Below are 21,516 nucleotides of genomic sequence, written 5' to 3' on the forward strand. Positions count from 1 at the left end.
ATAGTGCCTGAGTATAGCGCGGCAGCGTCAGACCCGCGCAAAATTTAACAAAAAATTCTTATTTGGCAAGCATAGCTTCGTTGCTGCCAGCTGCCCAGTAACCAGAAACGACAAAGCAGCCAGTAGGCTGCTTTGTGTTGAATTTGGAGCGAGTTACGAGGTTCGAACTCGTGACCTCGACCTTGGCAAGGTCGCGCTCTACCAGCTGAGCTAAACTCGCATCGGGTCGCAGTGATTAACGAGGTTAATCTTGCGTCTGATGGCGCGCATTTTACAAAATCAGTCGCCCGATGCAAGGTTTTTTTCAGGGTAAACGAAAAAAATATTGGCGATAGGTGACTAATTCAGCAATTGACTCACGGATATCGTCCAGCGCCAGGTGGCTGCTGCTCTTTTGCACCTTGTTCAGCACCTCAGGATGCCAGCGCCGCGCCAGTTCTTTTACCGTGCTGACATCTAAATTACGGTAATGGAAGAAGGCTTCCAGCTCTGGCGCATACTCCGCCAAAAAACGCCGGTCCTGACCAATGCTGTTCCCACACATCGGGGATTTGCCCTTGCTCACATATTGGCTTAAAAAGGCGATGGTTTGCTGCTCAGCCTCTGCCAGCGTCACCGTGCTGGCACGACAACGGGCAGTCAAACCGCTTTTGCCATGCTGCTCTACACACCAGGGGTCCATATTATCCAGAATCTCGTCCGCCGTCTTAATCGCAAATACCGGGCCCTCGGCCAGAATATTTAACTGACTGTCGGTAACGATGGTCGCCATTTCCAAAATGACGTCGGTTTTCGGTTCCAGGCCGGTCATTTCCAGATCCAGCCAAATCAGATTAGTATCATTTACTGCCATAGTTTCCTCAGCTATATCGAAGCCAGATGGCTTTGTCCGCGGGCGCTTTACAGGTATGATACACCCCAGAAACCAACTGTGATAGCTAAAGCCAGCAAAACGGTAAACCGTGACCAAGAAAAAACACCTGAATCAACGCCAGCATCAACGTATTGCCGACAATGAGCAGCGGCGGCTAAAACGCAGCAATAAAGCCAGTGCCAGTGACTGGGACGACGCCCTACTGCACCCGCCGGAACCGGGGTTAGTGCTTAGCCGCTTTGGTCAGCATGCCGATGTCGAAGATACGAGCGGTGCTGTGGTGCGCTGTAATATGCGCCGCACTATCAGTTCGGTGGTGACCGGCGACCAGGTCAGCTGGCGCCGCAGCAAACAACCGACCGGCAGCATTGATGGCGTGATTGAAGCGGTGGCAGAACGGCACTCGGTACTGCTACGCCCGGATTTTTATGATGGCTTAAAACCGGTCGCCGCCAATATCGATTTAATGATTATTGTCTCCGCCATCCTGCCGGCGCTGTCGTTAAATATTATCGACCGTTATCTGGTGGCCTCAGAAATCACCGGCATTAAACCGCTACTGGTCATTAATAAAATCGACTTATTACCCGAAACTGAACAACAGGCGCTCGACCAACAACTGCAACTGTACCGGCAGATGGGCTACGCCTGCCTGCTGGTCAGTGCCAAAACCGGTCAAGGTATGGCCGAGCTGCTACAGTATCTGCATAGCGGTACCAGCATCTTTGTCGGCCAGTCGGGCGTCGGCAAGTCATCGCTGATGAATACCCTGATGCCGGGCCTGGCGGCCGCGACGCAGGAAGTATCAGAAGTATCGGGTCTGGGCCAGCATACCACCACGGTTTCCCGGCTGTATCACCTGCCGGAAGGCGGCAAGCTGATTGATTCACCGGGTATTCGCGAGTTTGCACTCTGGCATTTATCGCCGGAGGAAGTGACCAACGGCTTTATCGAGTTCCGGCCCTGGCTGGGCCGGTGTAAGTTCCGCGACTGTAAGCATCTGACCGATCCGGGCTGTGCTATTCAGCATGCCGTAGCAGAGGGCGAGATCAGCCCGCTACGCTACGAGAGTTACCAGAAAATCCTGCACAGTATGGCGCAGGATAAACCGCATTATTTTTAACTTTTAGTCTTTCAATACGAGTAGCTGACATCTTATGGATAAATTTAAAATCACTCTGCAATACCTGTTACCCAAGCACCTGTTATCACGTTTGGTGGGTTATCTGGCCGCAGCGAAACTGGGTTTTATCAGTCATGCCCTGATTAGCCTGTTTATCAAAGCCTATAAGATCAATATGCAGGAAGCCAGGCATGAAAAAGCCAGTGACTATGCCAGCTTTAATGAGTTCTTTACCCGGCCGCTGAAAGACGGTATCCGGCCGCTGGTCGCCGATCCTGCCATCGTCGCGCACCCGGTAGACGGTGCCATCAGCCAGCTCGGCGATATCGTCGCTGGCCAGCTGGTGCAGGCAAAAAACCACGATTACAGCCTGCAAAGTCTGCTCGGCGGTAAAGCCGAAACGGCGGAGCCTTTTGCTGGCGGTAAATTCGCTACCATTTATCTGGCGCCCAAAGATTACCACCGTATCCATATGCCGGTTAGCGGCACCCTGCGCGAGATGATCTATGTACCGGGCGAGCTATTCTCAGTAAACCCGCTGACCGCTGAAAATGTCCCGGATCTGTTTGCCCGTAATGAACGAGTAGTAACCATTTTTGATACTGAATTCGGCCCTATGGCATTGGTATTGGTTGGCGCCACTATCGTAGCCAGTATCGAAACCGTTTGGGCGGGCACCGTCACACCACCGACCGGTAAAGAGGTATTTCGCTGGCAATATCCGGCTGAGGGTTTAAACAGCATCAGACTGGAAAAGGGCGCTGAGATGGGCCGTTTTAAACTGGGCTCTACTGTGATTCTGGCGTTCCCGCATGGCAGCATCGACTTTTTAGCTGACCAACAGCCGGGCACAGTGACCCGTATGGGCACCGCCTTTGCCAATATTAAGCCAGCCAAGATGGCGGACTAAGATGCAGATTATTGCCCATCGCGGCGCCAGTGGTGAGTATCCGGAAAATACCCTGCTGGCGTTTCGCCAGGCCTTAGCCCAGGGCGCAGATGCTATCGAGCTGGATGTGTTTGCGGTAGAAGGCGAACTGATTGTGATCCACGATCCGCATCTGCAGCGCACCACCAATGGCCGCGGCAGTATTTACCAGCATAGCCTGGCACAACTGGCCACTATCGACGCCGGTGCCGGCGAGCCGATCCCGCTATTGTGGCAGGTGCTACAGCTGGTACAAGGCCGCTGTTGGCTAAATATCGAATTAAAGGGAGCGGATACGCTCGAACCTTTGCTAAAACTGTTGCAGCGCGCTGAGCGCGAGCTGAACTATGATCTTAACAGCCTGCTGATTTCCTCCTTTAATCATAAACTGTTGGCCGCCGTAAAAGCGGCGCGGCCTGAGCTAAAAACCGGTGCGCTAACGGCTTCACTGCCTATCGACAATTGCGCCTTCGCTACGCAATTGCAGGCGTACTCAGTACACTGTGATGCCGGCTTTATCGATGCGGCGCTGGTTGCCGATGCCAAAGCCCGGCAACTGCAGCTTTATGTTTATACGGTAGATGAGGCAGATGATTTAGCGCGGCTAAAGGCGCTCGGTGTCGATGGGGTTTTTACTAATTATCCGGCGCGCAGCCGCAAGCTTCTGACATAAAACCACAACCACCTGATGTAAAAAAACCTGCTTTAAGCAGGTTTTTTATCATCGGTTTCACAGCTATTACACTGATTGCAAAGCCGCATATTCATAATATGGGCAAACACGACGAGCGAGGCGCCAATCACCAGAATTAAATGCTCGTACTCATGCCCCCAGGCACCGCGCTGCCAGTAAATAAAACCACCTAAGAACAGCGAATAAAATGGGTAGAGTTTGCGGTGATAACGATGAAAGCCGATAAACAGCGTAATAAAGCCCAGCACCATAGTAAATAACAATACAAAACCTTCAAAGGCATGGTTATGAGCAGCAGTTAAACCCAACAGCGGTAATACAGGCAGGATCACCGGCAATAAAATGCAGTGAATGGCACAGAGTGATGTGACCATAATACCGAACTTATCAAATAACAGCCTTGCCTTTGCCAGCACAACCAAACCCTCTGCATTCCACGAGACGATATAATATAACAAAAGCACGCAATTGCAAACGGGCAAGTGAAAAAATGCTGCGCCCGGCAGCGTCACTAAGCGGGCTATGGCATAATAGCCGTATTTAATCCGGAAAGACTTATAGCTATGGATACTCTGTTACAACAGCTGGATGAAAATCTGAAAGAGCTTTATCGCAAGGCGTTAGACGCCGATGCCATACTGGAGCAGTTACAACAGCAAGGCCAGGCGAAATATCAGGCGGTGTTTGCTAAAGATGCGGGGTTTAAGGTTGAGAGCAATCGCTTTATGCCCTATCTGGCAGAAACAGCGGAACAAATCGCCGCAATGCGCCACAGCCAGCAATTTAATACTGCCACTTTGCAACGCGTAGTGCAGCAGTTACAGTTATTACATAAAACCCTGGCAGAGCTGCGGATTGCCGTAAAAGCCTGATAGGGCTGACCGCCAAACAGATAGTAGCCTAAAAAAACAGCCGGCACTGCGCCGGCTGTTGTTATGATGGCAAGGTGGGGAGTGGCGGCCTAATTACTGACTTTTGGCGCTACTGCTGCATGTTGCGTTACTGCTGGCTGCACAGTCTTATTAAACCAGTCTTGTAACATCAACTGTTCGTGCTCAAATTCAGGACGGGTACCGGTTTTACTTAACCGCTGCAAGAACGCCATATCCCGCAGTTTTTCTTCACCGCTTAACACTTCTTCACCATAGTTATCACGCAAGCTATGACTAAAGCGCACTGCAGGTGAATAAATATCTTTTACAATACGCAGCGCCTGGCCGCTTGGCCCGGCAAAATAGTCAACATCACCGGCCAAATCGATATCGGTTACCGTCACTTGCCACTGATAGCCCTCTGGCATTTTGGCAGCCAAATCAGTAAAGATTTTCTCAACTGACTTCAGTACTTTCTGTTCATAACGACTGCGAGATTCGTTGGTTGGTCGGATATCGGTAAATTTTTCAGGCTGCTCGAACGTCACTTTCACTTCGGCAGCTGCCGCTTGCGCATCAGCAATACCGAACGCTGCCAGCATTGTTAACACTAAAAGACTGTTACGCATGGTGTTCTCCTGTGGTCTGAATAGACCTTCTATCAACCTGTACAAAGTATAGCCGGCGCAAAATTTATGCAAGCTGAATGGGCAATAAAAAAGCCCTGCGGTTTCCCGCAGAGCTTTTTCAATAAAATCAGTGATTTACATCACATCATGCCGCCCATACCGCCCATGCCGCTCATATCTGGCATTGGCTTCTCTTCTTTTGGCAGCTCGGTCACCATCGCTTCGGTGGTAATCATCAGCGAACCAACAGATGCAGCGAACTGTAGTGCAGAACGGGTCACTTTGGTTGGATCCAGGATACCCATTTCCAGCATATCGCCGTATACGTCGGTCGCAGCGTTGTAACCGTAGTTACCGGTACCTTCTTTAACCTTGTTAACGACGACTGATGGCTCTTCACCGGCGTTAGATACGATCTGACGCAGTGGCGCTTCCATTGCGCGCAGTGCGATCTTAATACCGTGCGTTTGATCTTCGTTGGCACCGGTTAAGCCAGTTAGCTTGGCCGCGACACGCACCAGGGCTACACCACCGCCAGGAACCACACCCTCTTCTACCGCAGCACGGGTAGCGTGTAAGGCATCTTCTACGCGGTGTTTCTTCTCTTTCATTTCGATTTCAGTGGCCGCACCAACTTTGATTACTGCGACACCGCCAGCCAGTTTGGCCAGACGCTCTTGCAGTTTTTCTTTATCATAGTCAGAGGTCGCTTCTTCGATTTGCTGACGGATTTGCTTGACGCGGGCGTCAATAGCCGCTTGCTCACCGGCACCATCGATAATAGTGGTATTGTCTTTGGTGATCACGATGCGCTTCGCTGTACCTAAGTCTTCCAGCGTGGCTTTTTCCAGTTCCATACCGATTTCTTCTGAAATCACGGTACCGCCAGTCAGGGTAGCGATATCCTGCAGCATCGCTTTACGACGGTCACCGAAGCCTGGCGCTTTCACGGCAGAGATCTTCACGATACCGCGCATATTGTTGACAACTAAAGTCGCTAAGGCTTCGCCTTCGACGTCTTCAGCAATAATCAGCAGTGGCTTACCTGATTTGGCTACGCCTTCCAGTACCGGCAGTAATTCGCGGATATTAGAAATTTTCTTATCCACAGTCAGGATAAAGGGGTTATCCAGTTCAACCTGGCCCGCTTCCTGATTGTTGATAAAGTACGGAGACAGGTAACCGCGGTCGAATTGCATACCTTCAACCACATCCAGCTCGTTGTTCAGGCCCTGGCCTTCTTCAACGGTGATCACACCTTCTTTACCCACTTTGTCCATGGCATTGGCAATGATCTGGCCAATTTCATCATCAGAGTTAGCAGAGATAGTACCTACCTGCGCAATAGCTTTGCTGTCTGCACATGGCTGTGACAGGGCTTTTAATTCGGCTACGGCGGCGATGACAGCTTTGTCGATACCACGTTTTAAATCCATTGGATTCATACCGGCAGCAACGGCTTTCACACCTTCATTAATAATGTTTTGTGCCAGTACCGTAGCGGTAGTGGTACCGTCACCGGCTTCGTCATTGGCCTTAGACGCCACTTCTTTTACCATCTGGGCGCCCATGTTCTCGAACTTATCTTCCAGCTCGATTTCTTTGGCAACTGACACACCGTCTTTGGTGATCAGAGGAGCACCGAACGATTTGTCCAGAATCACGTTACGGCCTTTTGGACCTAAAGTAACGCGCACAGCGTTCGCCAGAATGTTTACGCCTTTCAGCATCTTGTTACGGGCTTCATCGCCAAAACGTACGTCTTTTGCAGCCATTTTCGTATCCTTAAAAGTCGTTAATTGTTAATCAGAAAGAGAAAGGGGAAATTAATCCAGGATCACACCTAAGATGTTATCTTCTTTGGTGATCACATATTCCTGACCATCAATTTTCTCAGTGCGCTCTACATAGGCACCGAACAGAACCTTGTCGCCAACCTTAACGTCCAGTGGTTTCACATCGCCGTTATCTAAAATACGACCATTGCCCACTGCTACTACGACACCGCGTGTTGATTTTTCTGCGGAAGCACCAGTCAGAACGATGCCACCGGCAGACTTGCTCTCAGCGTCGGTACGTTTGATGATGACACGATCATGTAATGGACGAATATTCATGCTCTATCTCCTAAAGCGTTTGGGTTTTAACGTGACAGTTAAATTTTGTGTGCTCGCTATATGGGGCGAACCGAAAAAAATTCCAAGGGCTGGCCGAAAAAAATTCCGCAAAACACAGCCACGGTTTACCGTACAATGGTGCTAACCTAACGAAAAACCAAGGTCTGATATGCGCGATTATCTGCTGATCCTGTGTAACTGCCCGGATGAGGCAACGGCAACGGCCATTAGCACCCAGCTGTTACAGCAACGGCTGGTGGCCTGTGTTAACCGGCTACCCGCGGTACAATCCAGTTATATCTGGCAAGGCAAACTGGAGCAGGCGGTGGAAATTCAGTTGCAACTTAAAGCGCCAAAGCGGAACTTTACCGCAATTGAGCAAGCCATAAGCGCCATTCACCCGTATGCTGTGCCGGAAATTATCGCCGTTGAGTTTTGTCAGCTGAATCAGGCTTATGCCGCCTGGATTAATGAGGTTACCTGTGATTAAACGCTGTTGTTATCTACTGCTGCTGCCCCTACTGTTCCTGTTGCTAACCAGCACGGCGACTGCGCAGCAGCAAAGCCCGCAAACCAGCCCGACGAATAATAATGCTGTGCTGCAAAGCCTGTTGCAGGGCCAGCCACAATTTTTACCGGTGGAACAGGCCTTTGTGCTGGACTACCGCCAGCAGGATAACGAGCTGTTGCTAAGCTGGACTATCGCCGATGGCTACTATATGTATCGCGATAAGTTTAAGTTTGGCGGCGTGGCGGTCAGCTTTTCGCATCCGACCTATCCGGCCAGTATCAGTATTGAAGATGAATTCTTTGGTAAAACCGAAGTCTATTACCATCAGCTGCAGCTAAAAATCCCGCTGTCAGATATCGATGAAGATGCACTCTTTCGGATGCAATTTATGGGCTGTGCCGAAGCCGGTCTGTGTTATCCGCCAACCACGGTAGAAATTCCACTGACCCAGCCTGGCCAGTCTGAAACCAGCGCCAGCTTAGCGACAACAGCGCCGGTCTCCAGCCAGTTTGGCTTATTGGAGCGCTTAAGCGAAGGCTCAGTGCTGGTGAGTCTGGGCGTATTTTTCCTGCTCGGCTTAGGGCTGTCCTTTACCCCCTGCGTGTTTCCGATGTATCCGATTCTAAGTAGCATTATTGTCGGCCACGGCCAGCGGTTATCGACCAAACGCGCCTTTGGCTTATCGATGTCTTATGTGCAGGGTATGGCGCTGACCTACTCCCTGCTAGGGCTGGTGGTCGCCAGTTTAGGCGTAAAATTCCAGGCGGCAATGCAGCATCCGGCCGTGTTAATCGTCGCTGCGGTGATCTTCGTACTGCTGGCCTTGGCGATGTTTGGCGTCTTTAATCTGCAACTGCCAGCCCGCTGGCAGGAAAGGGTGGCGGGCGTCAGTAACAAACAACAGGGCGGCTCGCTAAAAGGCGCCTTTGTGATGGGCGCGTTATCCGGCCTGATTGCCTCGCCCTGCACCACAGCCCCGCTATCTGCGGCACTGTTATATGTGGCGCAAAGCGGCGATCTGGCCCTTGGCGCCCTGACGCTTTATGTGCTGAGCCTGGGGATGGGTTTACCTTTGTTATTACTCGGTACCTCAGGCGGTCGCCTGCTGCCAAAAGCCGGCAACTGGATGAACGCGGTCAAAAATATCTTTGGCTTCCTGTTACTGGCGGTGCCACTGATCCTGCTAGAGCGCTTTTTACCTTTCTGGATTGTGTTAGCCCTTGGCACCGTCTTAACGCTGGCGCTGGTATTTTATTTATATCGCTTGCTGTTCAGCCTAAGCAGTGTCAACGCTAAAGCCAGTGTCGCAGTGCTGGCACAGCTGTTGTTACTGGGTATCTTCTGGCTGAATTTACAGTATTACCGCCCGGCCAGCCCGGCTCTGCCGCAGGCAACGATTAGCGCAGAGGGCGAAAATATTAATGCGCTCGGCTTTATCGTGGTAAAAGATGCCGATGAGCTCGCGCAGCAACTGCAGAAGGCCAAAGCGGCCGGTCAGTATGCATTGGTCGACCTGTATGCCGAGTGGTGCGTAGCCTGTAAAGAGTTTGAGCAATTGACCTTTCCAAGGCCGGAGGTTACCGCCCTCACCTCACAGATGCGGCTGATTAAAATTGATGTCACCCGGATGACCCGCAAAGATCAGGCGCTGCTGGATAGCTATCAGGTGTTGGGTTTACCTACCCTGCTATTTTTCGCCCCAGATGGCAGCGAACTAAAGCAAAGCCGCGTCACCGGCTTTATGAATGCCAGCGCCTTTGCCAATCATTTACAGGCGATGATGCAATAATAATGGGCGGCTGCAGCAAGCCAGGCTGCAGCCGTGTCCTTTCCTCTTGTCTCCCCCTTTAGGTCGCCGAGATCCTAACCATCCAGATGGCTACTGGCTGATAAGACCAGTATTTTGCTGCCATTTGCGGCGATTTCACTATAATAAGGCGCGGATCTGTCAGACAGGCATCGACAAGGTGCCCGAATTGGCCGTAAAGTGTGCATCTAACAGCTACGGCAACACTTGCTGACATCTTCCGGGAAAAGACAGGATAACTTAATTAATGACCGCGAATTTACGCATTCTGTTATTGAATGGCCCTAATCTGAATATGCTGGGTATTCGGGAGCCTGCGACCTATGGTGCCGCAACGCTGGCGCAAATTGTCGCCGACTTGCAACAACAAGCAGCAGAGCTTAACGTGACGCTGACGGCACTACAATCCAATGCCGAGCATCAATTGATTGACGCCATTCAGCAAAGTTATCAGCAGCAGGATTTTATTATTATCAATCCCGGTGCCTTTACCCATACCAGCATTGCGCTGCGTGATGCACTGTTATCAGTGGCGATTCCCTTTATCGAAGTACATTTATCCAATGTGCATGCCCGGGAAGCTTTCCGCCAACACTCTTATTTATCTGATATCGCCAAAGGGGTCATTTGTGGCCTGGGCGCCAGAGGCTACCACTATGCTCTGGATGCGGCGGTATCACTGTTACGACCACACAACCAAAATTAACTCAATCAGGCGAAAAAGATGGACATTAGAAAAATTAAAAAATTGATCGAACTGCTGGAAGAATCAGGCATTTCTGAGCTGGAAATTACCGAGGGTGAAGAGTCGGTACGTATCAGCCGTAATGGCCCGGCGCAGCACTATGCCCCAGCGCCGATGCATTATGCTGCCCCGGCTCCGGCACCTGTTGCCGCTCCTGCCGCCGCACCTGTGGCCGCAGCTCCAGCCGCTGCCCAACCTGCGGTGTCTGGTCACGTGGTTAAATCACCAATGGTCGGCTCTTTCTATCGCGCCGCTTCGCCAACCTCGAAAAACTTTGTTGAAGTCGGCCAGAGCGTGAAAGTCGGTGATACGCTCTGTATCGTCGAAGCGATGAAGATGATGAACCAAATCCAGTCTGACAAGGCCGGGGTGGTAAAAGAAATTCTGGTTGAAAACGGCGAGCCGGTAGAATTCGATCAACCGCTATTTATTATCGAATAAGATAAGGACGCTCTGATGCTGGAAAAAGTCCTGATCGCAAACCGAGGCGAAATTGCGCTGCGCATTCTGCGCGCCTGCAAAGAGCTCGGGATCAAGACGGTAGCCGTGCACTCCACGGTTGACCGTAATTTAAAGCACGTGCTGCTGGCCGATGAAACTATCTGTATCGGCCCGGCACCGTCACCACAAAGCTATTTAAATATCCCCGCGCTGATTGCGGCGGCCGAAGTGACTAATGCCCAGGCCATCCACCCGGGTTACGGTTTTTTAGCCGAGCGCGCTGACTTTGCGCAGCAGGTTGAAGAAAGCGGCCTGGTCTTTATCGGCCCGCACCCGGATTCGATCCGGCTGATGGGTGATAAGGTTTCTGCCATTGAAGCGATGAAAAAAGCCGGCGTACCCTGTGTACCGGGCTCAGACGGCGCAGTCGGCGATGATGCAGCAACCAATAAAGCGATCGCGAAACGCATTGGTTACCCTATTATCGTTAAGGCTGCCGGTGGCGGTGGTGGCCGCGGTATGCGCGTGGTGCGTAGCGAAGAAGAACTGGTTAGCTCAATTGAAATGACCAAGGCCGAAGCCAAGGCCGCCTTTGGTAATGACATGGTGTATATGGAGAAATTCCTGGAAAACCCACGTCATATCGAAATTCAGGTGCTGGCGGATGGTCAGGGCAATGCGATTCACTTAGGTGAACGTGACTGTTCAATGCAGCGCCGCCATCAAAAAGTGGTGGAAGAAGCACCGGCACCAGGCATTACACCAGAGCTGCGTGCCTTTATCGGTGGTCGTTGTGTCGATGCCTGTAAGGTGATGAACTACCGCGGCGCCGGTACTTTCGAGTTCCTGTTTGAAAACGGCGAATTCTTCTTTATCGAGATGAATACCCGCATTCAGGTAGAACACCCGGTTACTGAGATGATCACCGGCGTCGACCTGATTAAAGAGCAGCTACGCATTGCCTCTGGCATGCCTCTGACCATTAAGCAGGAAGATATCGTGATCCGTGGCCATGCGGTGGAATGCCGGATTAACGCCGAAGATCCGGTGAGCTTTATTCCGTCACCAGGTAAAATCACCCGCTTCCATCCACCAGGTGGTAACGGCATCCGTTGGGATTCGCATATCTATGCCGATTACAGCGTACCGCCAAACTACGACTCCATGGTTGGCAAGCTGATTACCTACGGTGAGAGCCGTGATATCGCCATCGCCCGGATGCGTAACGCACTGGACGAGTTACTGGTTGAGGGCATTAAAACCAATATCCCGCTGCATAAAGACATTATGCGCGATGCCGGTTTCTGCCAAGGCGGCACCAATATCCACTATCTGGAAAAGAAACTGGGTATTAAGTAAGCCGCGGTATTCGCACGTGAAAAGGAGCCTGCATGGCTTAATGCCGATCAGTTAATAGCTTTTCAGATCGGTTGACCGATCCAGTAGTTGGTATATAAAGGCCTACAGAATGAACTCTGTAGGCTTTTTTTATGCATATTAGCCAAGCGCTGGAAACCGTTTTAGTAAATAGTCATACCGTTGACTTTGATAGTTTGTCAGATGTTTTAGACCCTGGACTTATTGAAACAGGGCTTAGCATTGCCGGTGTATCCACGATCAGAACTCGCCGTCTTCCCATGGAGCAAATGGTATGGGCAGTACTGGGTATGGCCCTGTTTCGTAATATGTCTATAAAACAGCTTGTATCTCAGATGGATATCTTGTTGCCAGGCAAAGTACCTTATGTTGCGCCAAGTGCCGTCGTACAGGCCAGGCAGCGTTTAGGCTACGAAGCGATAGAGCATATATTTAATCTCACCGCTGGACATTGGAATCAGCAAGCTGACCATCCCAATTGGTGCGGATTAACGCTATTAGGTGTGGATGGTGTCGTGTTTCGCACCGAAGATACACCCGAGAATAGTGCCGCATTCGCCAGAACGAAGTCGCACACGGGAGAAGCCTGCTACCCACAAATTCGAATGGTATGTCAGATGGAGTTAACGAGCCATTTGCTCACCGCCAGCCGGTTTGACAGTGTTGATACTAATGAGATGATTTTAGCTGAGGACCTAATCCCTCATACCAGTGATAACTCTCTGACAATATTCGATAAGGGGTTTTACTCACTGGGTTTGCTTTATAAGTGGCAAAGCACAGGTGAACAACGCCATTGGTTACTGCCATTGAAGAAGCATACACAGTATGAAGTCATTCGGTCATTGGGCAAACAGGATCAACTGGTACGACTGACAACGACGCCCCAATCACGCAAGAAATTCGCAGACTTACCGCATACGATTGAAGCGAGATTGCTGACTAAAACCATTAAAGACAAAGAAGTCAAAATACTCTGCTCTTTGGTAGACCCGATGCGTTTTCCTGCCGCTGACATTGTTGATTTATACTCGACCCGCTGGGAAATCGAACTGGGCTTCAGGGAAATAAAGCAGTCAATGTTGCAGAATACCTACACACTGCGCTCAAGAAAACCAGATATGGTGAAACAAGAGCTGTGGGGAGTATTGCTGGCCTATAACTTGATCCGGTATCAGATGGTACTTATGGCTGCCTCGTTAGGAAAAGATATCACGCCAAGTCAGCTGAGCTTCAAAGAATCAGCAAGTTACATCGTATTCCAGTTAGCGACATTACCCTATGTTGCGCCAGGAAGAGTCCCACGGGTAGTGATGAATATTACCGAAATGGCGTCTTACTTCTTACTACCTGGACGACGAGAGCGATGTTACCCACGGTGTATAAAGTCGAGTAAGCAGAAATACCCTGTTAGAAAGAAAAATGCCGGTCAGCTTAACTGACCGGCATTACTGCATGGCTCCTTTTTTTATTTTCCTGGTTTCGTGACGAGCAAAATCCGGCGTTTGGGTATACAATATCGCCCCTTTATTGGCGAGCTGAGGTTTTATCATGCCCTGGATCCAACTGCGGGTCACCACCACTGAGAAAAAAGCCGAGCAGGTCAGCGATATGCTGATGAGCTGGGGCGCCCAGGCGGTAACCTTTCTTGATGCCAAAGATACGCCAATTTATGAGCCGCTGCCGGGGGAAATCCTGTACTGGGAAAATACCGTGGTAATGGGCTTATTTGATGCTGAACACCCGATGCAAAAAGTGCTGAGGCAGCTAGAAAGCACGGCGCTGTTTAAAGAAGGCCTCAGCTATAAGCTGGAACAGCTGGAAGATAAAGACTGGGAACGCGAGTGGATGGATAACTTCCACCCGATTAAATTTGGCCAGCGTCTTTGGGTTTGCCCCAGTTGGCGCGATATTCCTGACCCCACTGCCGTTAACGTGCTGCTGGATCCGGGCCTGGCCTTTGGTACCGGTACCCACCCTACCACCGCACTCTGTATGCAATGGCTGGATCAGTATATCGAACCGGCACAAACCGTGGTCGATTTTGGCTGCGGCTCCGGCATTCTCGGCATTGCCGCGCTGAAACTTGGCGCCAGTCGGGTGGTCGGTATCGATATTGACCCGCAGGCGATTATGGCTTCCAAAGCCAACGCCGAGCGTAATGGCGTAGCCGGGAAAATTGAATTGTATTTACCCAAAGATCAACCGAGCTTACAGGCCGATGTGGTGGTGGCCAATATCCTGGCCGGCCCGTTGGCGGAACTCTCTGCCATTATCAGCGCCTATGTTAAGCCGGGCGGTTTACTGGCGTTATCCGGTATTCTGGAGAGTCAGGCACAAAGCGTCATGGCGGCCTATGCCAGCGAATTTGAGTTTGACCCTATCGCAGTACAGGAAGAATGGGTGCGCTTAAGCGCACGAAAAATCGCCTGATTCAGGCCCAATTCAGCCGATTATGTTTTGCTGGCTACTGTTGCAAAAAACAGCAACAGTTAAATTATCTTTTAATGACATGCAGTAAATTCGCGGGCCTGCTTTTCGGAAAACACTTATTTTCAGCCTTTTAGGGAATGTCAATCCCTGAAAGGGCAAAAAAAAGCAAAAATTGTTTAAAAAACAGCCTTTGCTTTAGTGGTAAAAATCCGTAAACTTAGCGCCCCTTGAGGACAGAGCCTTGGAATCAGTGGTGCGCATAGGTCCATATCAGTTAGCGAATCAGGTGATCTGCGCTCCGATGGCTGGGGTAACCGATCACACTTTTCGTGAACTCTGCCGCCGGTTTGGTGCGGCTTTAGCTGTGTCAGAGATGCTGTCGAGCAATCCGCAGGTCTGGCAAAGCGAAAAGTCACAAAATCGGATGGGCCATCGCCAGGAGTCTGGCATTCGCTCAGTGCAAATTGCCGGCAGCGATCCGGAACAAATGGCTGCCGCCGCGCAGTATAACGTCGACATCGGCGCCGATATTATCGACATTAATATGGGTTGCCCGGCGAAAAAGGTGAATAAAAAGCTGGCAGGCTCAGCCCTGTTGCAATACCCGGAGCTGGTAGAGCAAATCGTGCGGGCAGTGGTACAGGCCGTTAAGGTACCGGTAACACTGAAGATCCGCACTGGCTGGGACCCGGAACATCGCAATGGCGTGCAAATCGCCCGCATTGCCGAGGATAACGGCATTCAGGCACTGGCGGTGCATGGCCGCACCAAAGCCTGTATGTATAAAGGAGAAGCCGAGTACGACACCATTGCTGCGATTAAGCAGCAAGTGAAGATACCGGTCATCGCCAATGGTGATATAACCTCACCGGAAAAAGCGCAATTCGTGCTCGACTACACCGGCGCCGACGCCATTATGATTGGTCGCGCGGCCCAGGGTCGGCCATGGATTTTCCGGGAAGTGGTGCACTATCTGGCAACAGGGGAGAAACTGGCTGCGCCTTCGGTTAGCGAAGTGCAGCAAATCATGCTGGAACATGTGCAGGGCTTGCACCAGTTATATGGTGACTATGCCGGTGCCCGTATCGCCCGCAAACATGTGGGCTGGTACCTGGCAGAGCATGATCCAGACGGGTTATTTCGTAGTGAATTCAACGGTATTGAGCATGCCAACGTGCAGCTGGATGCCTTAAATAGCTATTTTCATAAACTAGCAGCAACCTAACGTAAAAGAGAAAAGCAATGTTTAATTCGAACGTTACTTCGCCATTTATCACTAACGCCCACGTTCAGTCTCAGGAAAAGCCACAGGCCTTATCCAGTGCCGTCCAAAAAGCTGTTGCCAACTACCTGCAACAGTTAAACGGCCAGGACGTTAACGATCTGTACGAGCTGGTATTATCTGAATTAGAGCGGCCATTACTGGAAGAAGTAATGAAATATACCCGCGGCAACCAAACCCGTGCCGCTAACCTGATGGGTATCAACCGCGGCACGCTGCGCAAAAAGTTAAAACAATACGGCATGTCATAATGCCACGCGGGGTCGGCCCCGCTAAAAGCACCTTCGGGTGCTTTTTTATTGGCTAAACTTAGGGCGTGTTGACGTTTGCTGCTTAGATTTTGTTCGCACTGGCGGCGCTTTGATCGCGAAACGAGGAGTGCGGTTTAGTTATTCTAAATAAGTGACGAGTGACAAAGAGCAAAGCGCCGCCAGCGCGAACCCTTCGGGCAGCGTTTGGCTGGCGTTTCTACTGCGTTATCGCTTGTTCATGTAGAATAACTACACATCACAAGCTCTGCCTTGTATAAACACCAGCCAAACGGCTGCAAAAACAAGAAGCAAATGTCAACACGCCCTAGTGAAAAAAATAGCAGGCTGGCAGCTGCAGCCAGCCTGAAGCAAGCAATAGCAAGCATTCGTTTCTGTGACAACCGTGACGACAACCGTGACAAAGAGAACCCGCTGATGAATACACTTCGCCCTGTGCGCCGCGCTTTATTAAGCGTATCTGATAAAACCGGTATTGTAGAATTTGCCAAAGCCCTGGCCGCAATGCAGGTTGAGATCCTGTCTACCGGTGGTACCGCCAAACTGTTGGCCGAGCAAGGTATCGCCGTGATTGAAGTATCAGACTACACCGGTCATCCGGAAATTATGGATGGCCGGGTAAAGACCCTGCACCCGAAAATTCACGGCGGTATTCTGGCGCGCCGCGGCACCGACGAAGCGGTAATGGTAGCCAATAATATTGGCCCTATTGATCTGGTAGTGGTGAACCTGTATCCCTTTGCCAATACGGTCGCTAAACCGGGTTGCACCTTGGCTGATGCGGTAGAAAATATCGATATCGGTGGCCCGACTATGGTGCGTGCCGCCGCGAAAAACCATCAGGACGTTACCATTATCGTCAAGGCCAGTGATTATCCGAAAGTACTGGCTGAGCTTAACGCCAATAATGGCGCCACCACCTTAGAAACCCGCTTTAGCCTGGCGATCAGCGCCTTTGAACATACGGCACAGTACGATGGCATGATTGCCAATTACTTTGGTGCCATGTTACCGGCTTATGGCAGCGAAGAAGCCGCCAGCCGTTTCCCGCGCACCTTTAACAGCCAGTTTGTGAAGAAACAGGACTTACGTTACGGCGAAAACGGCCACCAGCAAGCCGCGTTCTATGTTGATGCCAACGCCACTGAGGCTTGCGTCTCGACCGCGACGCAGCTGCAGGGTAAGGCGCTGTCTTACAATAATATCGCGGATACCGATGCGGCGCTGGAGTGTGTTAAAGAGTTTGCCGAACCGGCCTGTGTGATTGTTAAACACGCTAACCCTTGTGGTGTCGCGATTGGCGAGAGCATTTTGGAAGCCTATAACCGCGCTTACAGCACGGATCCGACCTCGGCTTTCGGTGGCATTATTGCTTTTAACCGTGAGCTGGATGTCACTACCGCTAAAGAAATTGTTAGCCGGCAGTTTGTCGAAGTGATTATTGCCCCTAGCGCCAGTGCGGAAGCCGTTGCCGTAGTGGCGAGCAAGCCGAATGTGCGCTTATTGGTGTGTGGCGACTTTGCCGCTGCGGCACCGGCGCTGGATATTAAACAGGTTAATGGCGGTATCTTACTGCAAGATCGCGATCAGCACCGCATCAGCGAGTCGGATTTGAAAGTGGTGACCAAACGGCAACCGACAGCGCAAGAGCTAAAAGATCTGCTGTTCTGCTGGAAGGTCGCGAAGTTTGTCAAATCCAATGCCATTGTTTATGTGAAAGACAGCATGACCATTGGTGTCGGCGCCGGCCAGATGAGCCGCGTTTATAGCGCAAAAATTGCCGGTATTAAAGCCGCAGACGAGAAACTGGAAGTAAAAGGGTCAGTGATGGCCTCAGATGCCTTCTTCCCGTTCCGCGACGGTATTGATGCCGCTGCAGCTGCCGGTATTACGGCAGTGATTCAGCCAGGTGGCTCAATGCGCGATGCCGAAGTGATTGCCGCCGCCGACGAGCACGGCATGGCGATGGTATTTACCGGTGTGCGGCATTTCCGCCATTAATACATTGTCAAACCTGAAATAAAACAGGTTGCCATTTTGGCAGCCTGTTTAGCTTTTTGGCACCGGCAACAATGCCAGCTGGTAGGTGGGCTCTGCCGCACCATGCTCCGGGGCAATGGCCTTACCGCTGGCCAGCATTTCGATTTGATGGCCATTTTGCTTACGCAGCGTCAGATAGCAGCCGCTCAGCTTACCGTAGTGTTGAATCGCCGGTAACACATGGGCCAAAAACAGCACCCGACTGGCCGGCGGCAATAGCTGATAAATATCCTGCTGCAATAAAAACTGTTCAGAGTAACCAAGCCAACTGCGCAGTGGCAGATTAATAGCCAGAATTTTCTGCCGCGCGGATAATGTCAGGATACCGCAAGGTAGCTGATCCAGTTCAAACAACACCATAACCGAGCTCCCGTTTAATCTGCTCTGCTAACAGTTGCGGCTGACAAAGCTGCGGATAATGGCCGCGGACATTTAGCAATACCGCTCTGGCTTGTGGTAGCTTGGCGACCAGGTAATCAATGGCTTGCTGCGGCACTATCATATCGGCCTTAGTATAAAAAATCGTTACTGGTATCGGCACTTGTGGTAAAGCTGCACGGATGTCGACATAAAATACTAAGCGGGCAAAATGGCGGCTAAACGCCGGGTTGTTACTTAAAAAACTCTGCGTCAACTGCTGGCTTACCACTGAATTCTCGGGCTCATCCAACACCTTGGGCGCTAAGATGCCTGCCCAGCCAAACTGGTTTTGTGCCATTAGCTGTAATAACTGCTCAATATCAGCCGTGTCAAAACCGCCGTAATAATCCGGTGCATTCTGATAACGGGCTGAAGGGGTAATCGCCAGAACTTTCTTAAAGCGCTGCGGCTGGCGGATTGCCGCTAGCATACCGATCGCACTACTAATAGAGTGCGCCAGTAACAACACTGAACTGAGTTGCAGTTCCGCCAGCAAAGCCAGTAGGTCATCGGCATAGGCCTGTAAATCAGGGTAATCCGCAATTGCGTCTTCATCAACCTGACTGCCACCACAGCCGGCATAATCGAATAACACCAGCTTTAATGGTAAAGACTGCAGCTGCGGCAGAAGTTTTTGCCAGATCCGCTGATCACAACCAAAACCGTGCGCCATTACCAATGTCTGGCTGCCACTGCCGAGCACGCGGGCATTGAGCTTTTGCATCATGGGTGTTACGGCCTGATCTACACTCATCTACGTCTGGTCCACTGCAGATTATCGTTCGAGTGTAACACAGTCATAGCGGCGCTACAGCGCTGTTTTTCAAACACTGAACGCAAATTATTCGCGACCAGCTAATCCATCAGTCGCACCGGGATGGACCACTGCAAGCAGGCGTTGTCCTGCTGCAGATCAAGACAGGTTAACGAGGCCTTACGTACCTTTAGCAGTGGCTGCTCAGCACCGAGCAAAGCGCTGATTAACGCCGAGAAGTCCGGTTCATGCCCAACCAGCAACACCTGCTGCGGCCAGGCCAAGCTGGCCTGCTGCAGTGCGGTTAACGCCTGACTGGTTGGCGTTTCTAGTGCCAGCCAATCCCGTTCCTCAGCCGGCGGTAACCTTGCCACCTTACTGACGATAGCTGCTGTTTGGCTAGCTCTGGGGTAAGGGCTGCTTAGCACCAACTGCGGTGTCAGATTGTACTTCAACATAAAGTTAGCCACCTTGCGTGCCTGCAACCGGCCTTTTTCAATTAAACAGCGGTCAATATCCAACTGACCGGGGCGAATTACTTCGGCAGTGGCGTGGCGCAAGAAAAATAGGCTGGTCATAACAAAACCCTAAGTTAAAGTTGTCATGCATTAAACGCGTTTAAAATGACTTTTTTATGACGACGCAGCGATACGAGCCATTAATTGCCGGATAAAATGCGCTTTCGCCAGATTGTACGCCTGGCGATCGTCAGCAAAATCTGCTGCAGCCTGACGTTTAATCCTGGCGTACTCAGCAGCCACAAGCGGATGCTGCTGCAAATAATGACAAAATATCAGCTTCTGCCAATGCTCCGAATCTGGCGTCAGCATATGCAAATGATGGCTACGCCGCCCCTCGGCGTTGCGTTTAATAAACCACAGATAGTCTATCTCCTGCTCGCCTTTAACCTTTGGCCACCAAAATAGTTGATATCCCTCAGCTGCCATCAATGGCGCAGCCTGGTCCCGGATCTGTTCTAAATCTGCAACTTCCACTAATAAATCAATAATGGGTTTGGCAGGCATCCCCGGAATGGCAGTGCTGCCAAAATGCTCGATGCGACCGCAGAAAAATTGTGGCCAGCGCGCTCTGAGTAACGCTGCTTCAGCGGCAGCTTGTGCCGGCCAGCTAGCTTGCCAGTCGCTAAGCCAAACCGGCTCGGCCAGCGCTTGTTGGGGGTATTTAGACTCTGTCATGACTTTTTCCGCGACCGACGGCTACCAGCGAGCATAGCAAACACGAATTCACTGCACAAAGCTTTACTTTTTCCGCCCAGCGGCTACAATACGCGCCGCTCTTTTGATTGTTCTTTATACAGCTCTTTACAAATAAGGTAATCGCTATGCATCCGATGTTAAACATCGCAATCCGTGCTGCGCGCAGCGCAGGTAATGTTATCGCCCGGGCCTGTGGCCAGCTGGACATGGTTCAGAAACTACAGAAAGGCACTAACGACTTCGTCACCAACGTTGATCGTGAAGCTGAACAGGCTATCGTGGCTGTATTAAAGAAATCCTTCCCAACCCACGGTATTGTTGGCGAAGAGCATGGCGATTACGGTAATAATGACAGCGAATTCCAATGGATTATTGATCCGCTGGATGGCACCACCAACTTTATTAAAGGCATTCCGCACTTCGCGGTCTCCATCGCCTTAAAACACCAGGGTAAATTAGACCAGGCAGTGATCTTCGATCCGCTGCGTGGTGAGCTGTTTACTGCCTCACGTGGCCGTGGCGCGCAGTTAAATGGTACCCGCATCCGGGTTAATAATTTACCGGATTTGGAAGGCACTATCCTGGCCACCGGTTTTCCGTTTAAAGCCAAACACCATTTAGACAGCTACAGCAAAATCTTTAACAGCTTCTTTGCCGATTGCGCTGATATGCGCCGTACCGGCTCGGCCGCACTGGATTTAGCCTATGTTGCAGCGGGTCGCTTTGATGGCTTCTGGGAAATCGGCTTAAAGCCATGGGATATCGCTGCCGGTGAACTGATTGTGCGTGAAGCCGGTGGTATGGTCTGTGACTTTGCCGGCGGCAATAACCATATGAAGAGTGGTAATATCGTTGCTGCCAGCCCGAAAGTGCTGCAGGCGATGGTTAAAGATATGCGTCCACACTTATCAGAAACTCTGGCTAAGTAAGCTAAGCTAATCCTGAAAATCCGGCGCTTGCCGGATTTTTTTTTTTGCAACTTT

General features: G+C 51.0%; 24 protein-coding genes and 1 tRNA gene. 15 read left to right on the plus strand and 10 right to left on the minus strand.

Translation table 11 applies throughout. From position 1 onward, the window contains the following. Window positions 1-144: 144 nt before the first annotated feature. Together AGRI_RS08135 and orn are read right to left on the minus strand one after the other, a co-directional pair. Window positions 145-220 (minus strand) — tRNA-Gly (locus AGRI_RS08135). A gap of 84 nt (window positions 221-304) precedes the next feature. Continuing rightward, window positions 305-853, minus strand: a complete 549-nt coding sequence (orn, locus tag AGRI_RS08140; protein ID WP_008984477.1) for an oligoribonuclease — start codon at window positions 851-853, stop codon at window positions 305-307. 109 nt (window positions 854-962) lie between these two features. On the opposite strand from orn, the gene rsgA reads away from it, so the two are divergent. Genes rsgA through AGRI_RS08155 form a run of 3 tightly spaced genes read left to right on the plus strand, consistent with a single transcriptional unit; the run spans window position 963 to window position 3,598 of the window. Then, on the plus strand, window positions 963-1,997 hold the full coding sequence (rsgA, locus tag AGRI_RS08145) for a small ribosomal subunit biogenesis GTPase RsgA (protein ID WP_008984478.1): 1,035 nt from the start codon (window positions 963-965) through the stop codon (window positions 1,995-1,997). A gap of 34 nt (window positions 1,998-2,031) precedes the next feature. Then, window positions 2,032-2,907, plus strand: a complete 876-nt coding sequence (asd, locus tag AGRI_RS08150; protein ID WP_008984479.1) for an archaetidylserine decarboxylase — start codon at window positions 2,032-2,034, stop codon at window positions 2,905-2,907. Window position 2,908: 1 nt separating this feature from the next. After that, the gene (locus AGRI_RS08155; RefSeq protein WP_008984480.1) at window positions 2,909-3,598 is read left to right on the plus strand and encodes a glycerophosphodiester phosphodiesterase; all 690 of its coding nucleotides are present in this window, start codon (window positions 2,909-2,911) and stop codon (window positions 3,596-3,598) included. Window positions 3,599-3,630: 32 nt separating this feature from the next. Here the strand turns inward: AGRI_RS08155 and AGRI_RS08160 are convergent, their stop codons facing one another. Continuing rightward, window positions 3,631-4,035, minus strand: coding sequence for a MerC domain-containing protein (locus AGRI_RS08160; protein WP_040291739.1), 405 nt, complete (start codon window positions 4,033-4,035; stop codon window positions 3,631-3,633). Window positions 4,036-4,182: 147 nt separating this feature from the next. Between AGRI_RS08160 and AGRI_RS08165 the strand changes: the two genes are divergently transcribed. Continuing rightward, window positions 4,183-4,491 (plus strand): hypothetical protein, encoded by a 309-nt coding sequence (locus tag AGRI_RS08165; protein WP_008984482.1) that lies wholly within the window; start codon window positions 4,183-4,185, stop codon window positions 4,489-4,491. Between the two features lie 89 nt (window positions 4,492-4,580). On the opposite strand, the gene AGRI_RS08170 is transcribed toward AGRI_RS08165, so the two are convergent. The 3 genes from AGRI_RS08170 to AGRI_RS08180 form a co-directional block, all read right to left on the minus strand. Then, the gene (locus tag AGRI_RS08170; RefSeq protein WP_008984483.1) at window positions 4,581-5,120 is read right to left on the minus strand and encodes a DUF3016 domain-containing protein; all 540 of its coding nucleotides are present in this window, start codon (window positions 5,118-5,120) and stop codon (window positions 4,581-4,583) included. A 140-nt stretch (window positions 5,121-5,260) separates the two neighbouring features. Beyond that, window positions 5,261-6,895: a chaperonin GroEL gene (gene groL, locus AGRI_RS08175; protein ID WP_008984484.1), complete on the minus strand. Its 1,635-nt coding sequence runs from the start codon at window positions 6,893-6,895 to the stop codon at window positions 5,261-5,263. Window positions 6,896-6,946: 51 nt separating this feature from the next. Continuing rightward, on the minus strand, window positions 6,947-7,237 hold the full coding sequence (locus AGRI_RS08180) for a co-chaperone GroES (RefSeq protein ID WP_008607071.1): 291 nt from the start codon (window positions 7,235-7,237) through the stop codon (window positions 6,947-6,949). A gap of 169 nt (window positions 7,238-7,406) precedes the next feature. Here AGRI_RS08180 and cutA point away from each other — a divergent pair, with 169 nt between their 5' ends. The 10 genes from cutA (at window position 7,407) to purH (ending at window position 18,103) form a co-directional block, all read left to right on the plus strand. Beyond that, on the plus strand, window positions 7,407-7,727 hold the full coding sequence (cutA, locus tag AGRI_RS08185) for a divalent-cation tolerance protein CutA (protein WP_008984485.1): 321 nt from the start codon (window positions 7,407-7,409) through the stop codon (window positions 7,725-7,727). Further along, window positions 7,720-9,537 (plus strand): protein-disulfide reductase DsbD, encoded by a 1,818-nt coding sequence (locus AGRI_RS08190; protein WP_008984486.1) that lies wholly within the window; start codon window positions 7,720-7,722, stop codon window positions 9,535-9,537. The genes cutA and AGRI_RS08190 overlap by 8 nt, the downstream gene beginning before the upstream one ends. A 265-nt stretch (window positions 9,538-9,802) precedes the next feature. Further along, window positions 9,803-10,261, plus strand: a complete 459-nt coding sequence (aroQ, locus tag AGRI_RS08195) for a type II 3-dehydroquinate dehydratase (RefSeq protein WP_008984487.1) — start codon at window positions 9,803-9,805, stop codon at window positions 10,259-10,261. Between the two features lie 18 nt (window positions 10,262-10,279). Further along, window positions 10,280-10,741, plus strand: a complete 462-nt coding sequence (gene accB, locus AGRI_RS08200) for an acetyl-CoA carboxylase biotin carboxyl carrier protein (protein ID WP_008607066.1) — start codon at window positions 10,280-10,282, stop codon at window positions 10,739-10,741. Window positions 10,742-10,756: 15 nt separating this feature from the next. After that, entirely contained in the window at window positions 10,757-12,100 is a 1,344-nt protein-coding gene (gene accC, locus AGRI_RS08205) for an acetyl-CoA carboxylase biotin carboxylase subunit (protein ID WP_008607065.1), read from the plus strand. Between the two features lie 131 nt (window positions 12,101-12,231). Continuing rightward, the gene (locus AGRI_RS08210; RefSeq protein WP_008983000.1) at window positions 12,232-13,560 is read left to right on the plus strand and encodes an IS4 family transposase; all 1,329 of its coding nucleotides are present in this window, start codon (window positions 12,232-12,234) and stop codon (window positions 13,558-13,560) included. A 109-nt stretch (window positions 13,561-13,669) separates the two neighbouring features. Further along, the gene (gene prmA / locus AGRI_RS08215; protein ID WP_008984488.1) at window positions 13,670-14,551 is read left to right on the plus strand and encodes a 50S ribosomal protein L11 methyltransferase; all 882 of its coding nucleotides are present in this window, start codon (window positions 13,670-13,672) and stop codon (window positions 14,549-14,551) included. 253 nt (window positions 14,552-14,804) lie between these two features. Next, entirely contained in the window at window positions 14,805-15,776 is a 972-nt protein-coding gene (dusB, locus tag AGRI_RS08220) for a tRNA dihydrouridine synthase DusB (RefSeq protein ID WP_008984489.1), read from the plus strand. A gap of 17 nt (window positions 15,777-15,793) precedes the next feature. Next, window positions 15,794-16,084 carry a DNA-binding transcriptional regulator Fis gene (gene fis / locus AGRI_RS08225; protein WP_008607059.1) on the plus strand — a complete coding sequence of 97 codons (291 nt, stop codon included), beginning with the start codon at window positions 15,794-15,796 and terminating at the stop codon, window positions 16,082-16,084. Between the two features lie 435 nt (window positions 16,085-16,519). Beyond that, entirely contained in the window at window positions 16,520-18,103 is a 1,584-nt protein-coding gene (purH, locus tag AGRI_RS08230) for a bifunctional phosphoribosylaminoimidazolecarboxamide formyltransferase/IMP cyclohydrolase (RefSeq protein WP_008984490.1), read from the plus strand. 48 nt (window positions 18,104-18,151) lie between these two features. Here purH and AGRI_RS08235 read toward each other — a convergent pair whose 3' ends face one another. The 4 genes from AGRI_RS08235 to AGRI_RS08250 form a co-directional block, all read right to left on the minus strand. After that, window positions 18,152-18,502, minus strand: coding sequence for a PAS domain-containing protein (locus tag AGRI_RS08235; protein WP_008984491.1), 351 nt, complete (start codon window positions 18,500-18,502; stop codon window positions 18,152-18,154). Next, window positions 18,489-19,316 (minus strand): alpha/beta fold hydrolase, encoded by an 828-nt coding sequence (locus AGRI_RS08240; protein ID WP_008984492.1) that lies wholly within the window; start codon window positions 19,314-19,316, stop codon window positions 18,489-18,491. The genes AGRI_RS08235 and AGRI_RS08240 overlap by 14 nt, the downstream gene beginning before the upstream one ends. A gap of 101 nt (window positions 19,317-19,417) precedes the next feature. Beyond that, window positions 19,418-19,894 (minus strand): SixA phosphatase family protein, encoded by a 477-nt coding sequence (locus AGRI_RS08245; protein ID WP_008984493.1) that lies wholly within the window; start codon window positions 19,892-19,894, stop codon window positions 19,418-19,420. Window positions 19,895-19,948: 54 nt separating this feature from the next. Further along, a complete protein-coding gene (locus tag AGRI_RS08250) occupies window positions 19,949-20,512 on the minus strand; it encodes a GrpB family protein (RefSeq protein WP_008984494.1) in 564 nt (187 codons plus the stop codon). A 146-nt stretch (window positions 20,513-20,658) separates the two neighbouring features. On the opposite strand from AGRI_RS08250, the gene suhB reads away from it, so the two are divergent. Beyond that, on the plus strand, window positions 20,659-21,462 hold the full coding sequence (gene suhB / locus AGRI_RS08255) for an inositol-1-monophosphatase (RefSeq protein WP_008607043.1): 804 nt from the start codon (window positions 20,659-20,661) through the stop codon (window positions 21,460-21,462). Window positions 21,463-21,516: the final 54 nt, after the last annotated feature.

The sequence above is a fragment of the Alishewanella agri BL06 genome, assembly GCF_000272005.1.
In the GTDB taxonomy this organism is placed as follows: domain Bacteria; phylum Pseudomonadota; class Gammaproteobacteria; order Enterobacterales; family Alteromonadaceae; genus Alishewanella; species Alishewanella agri.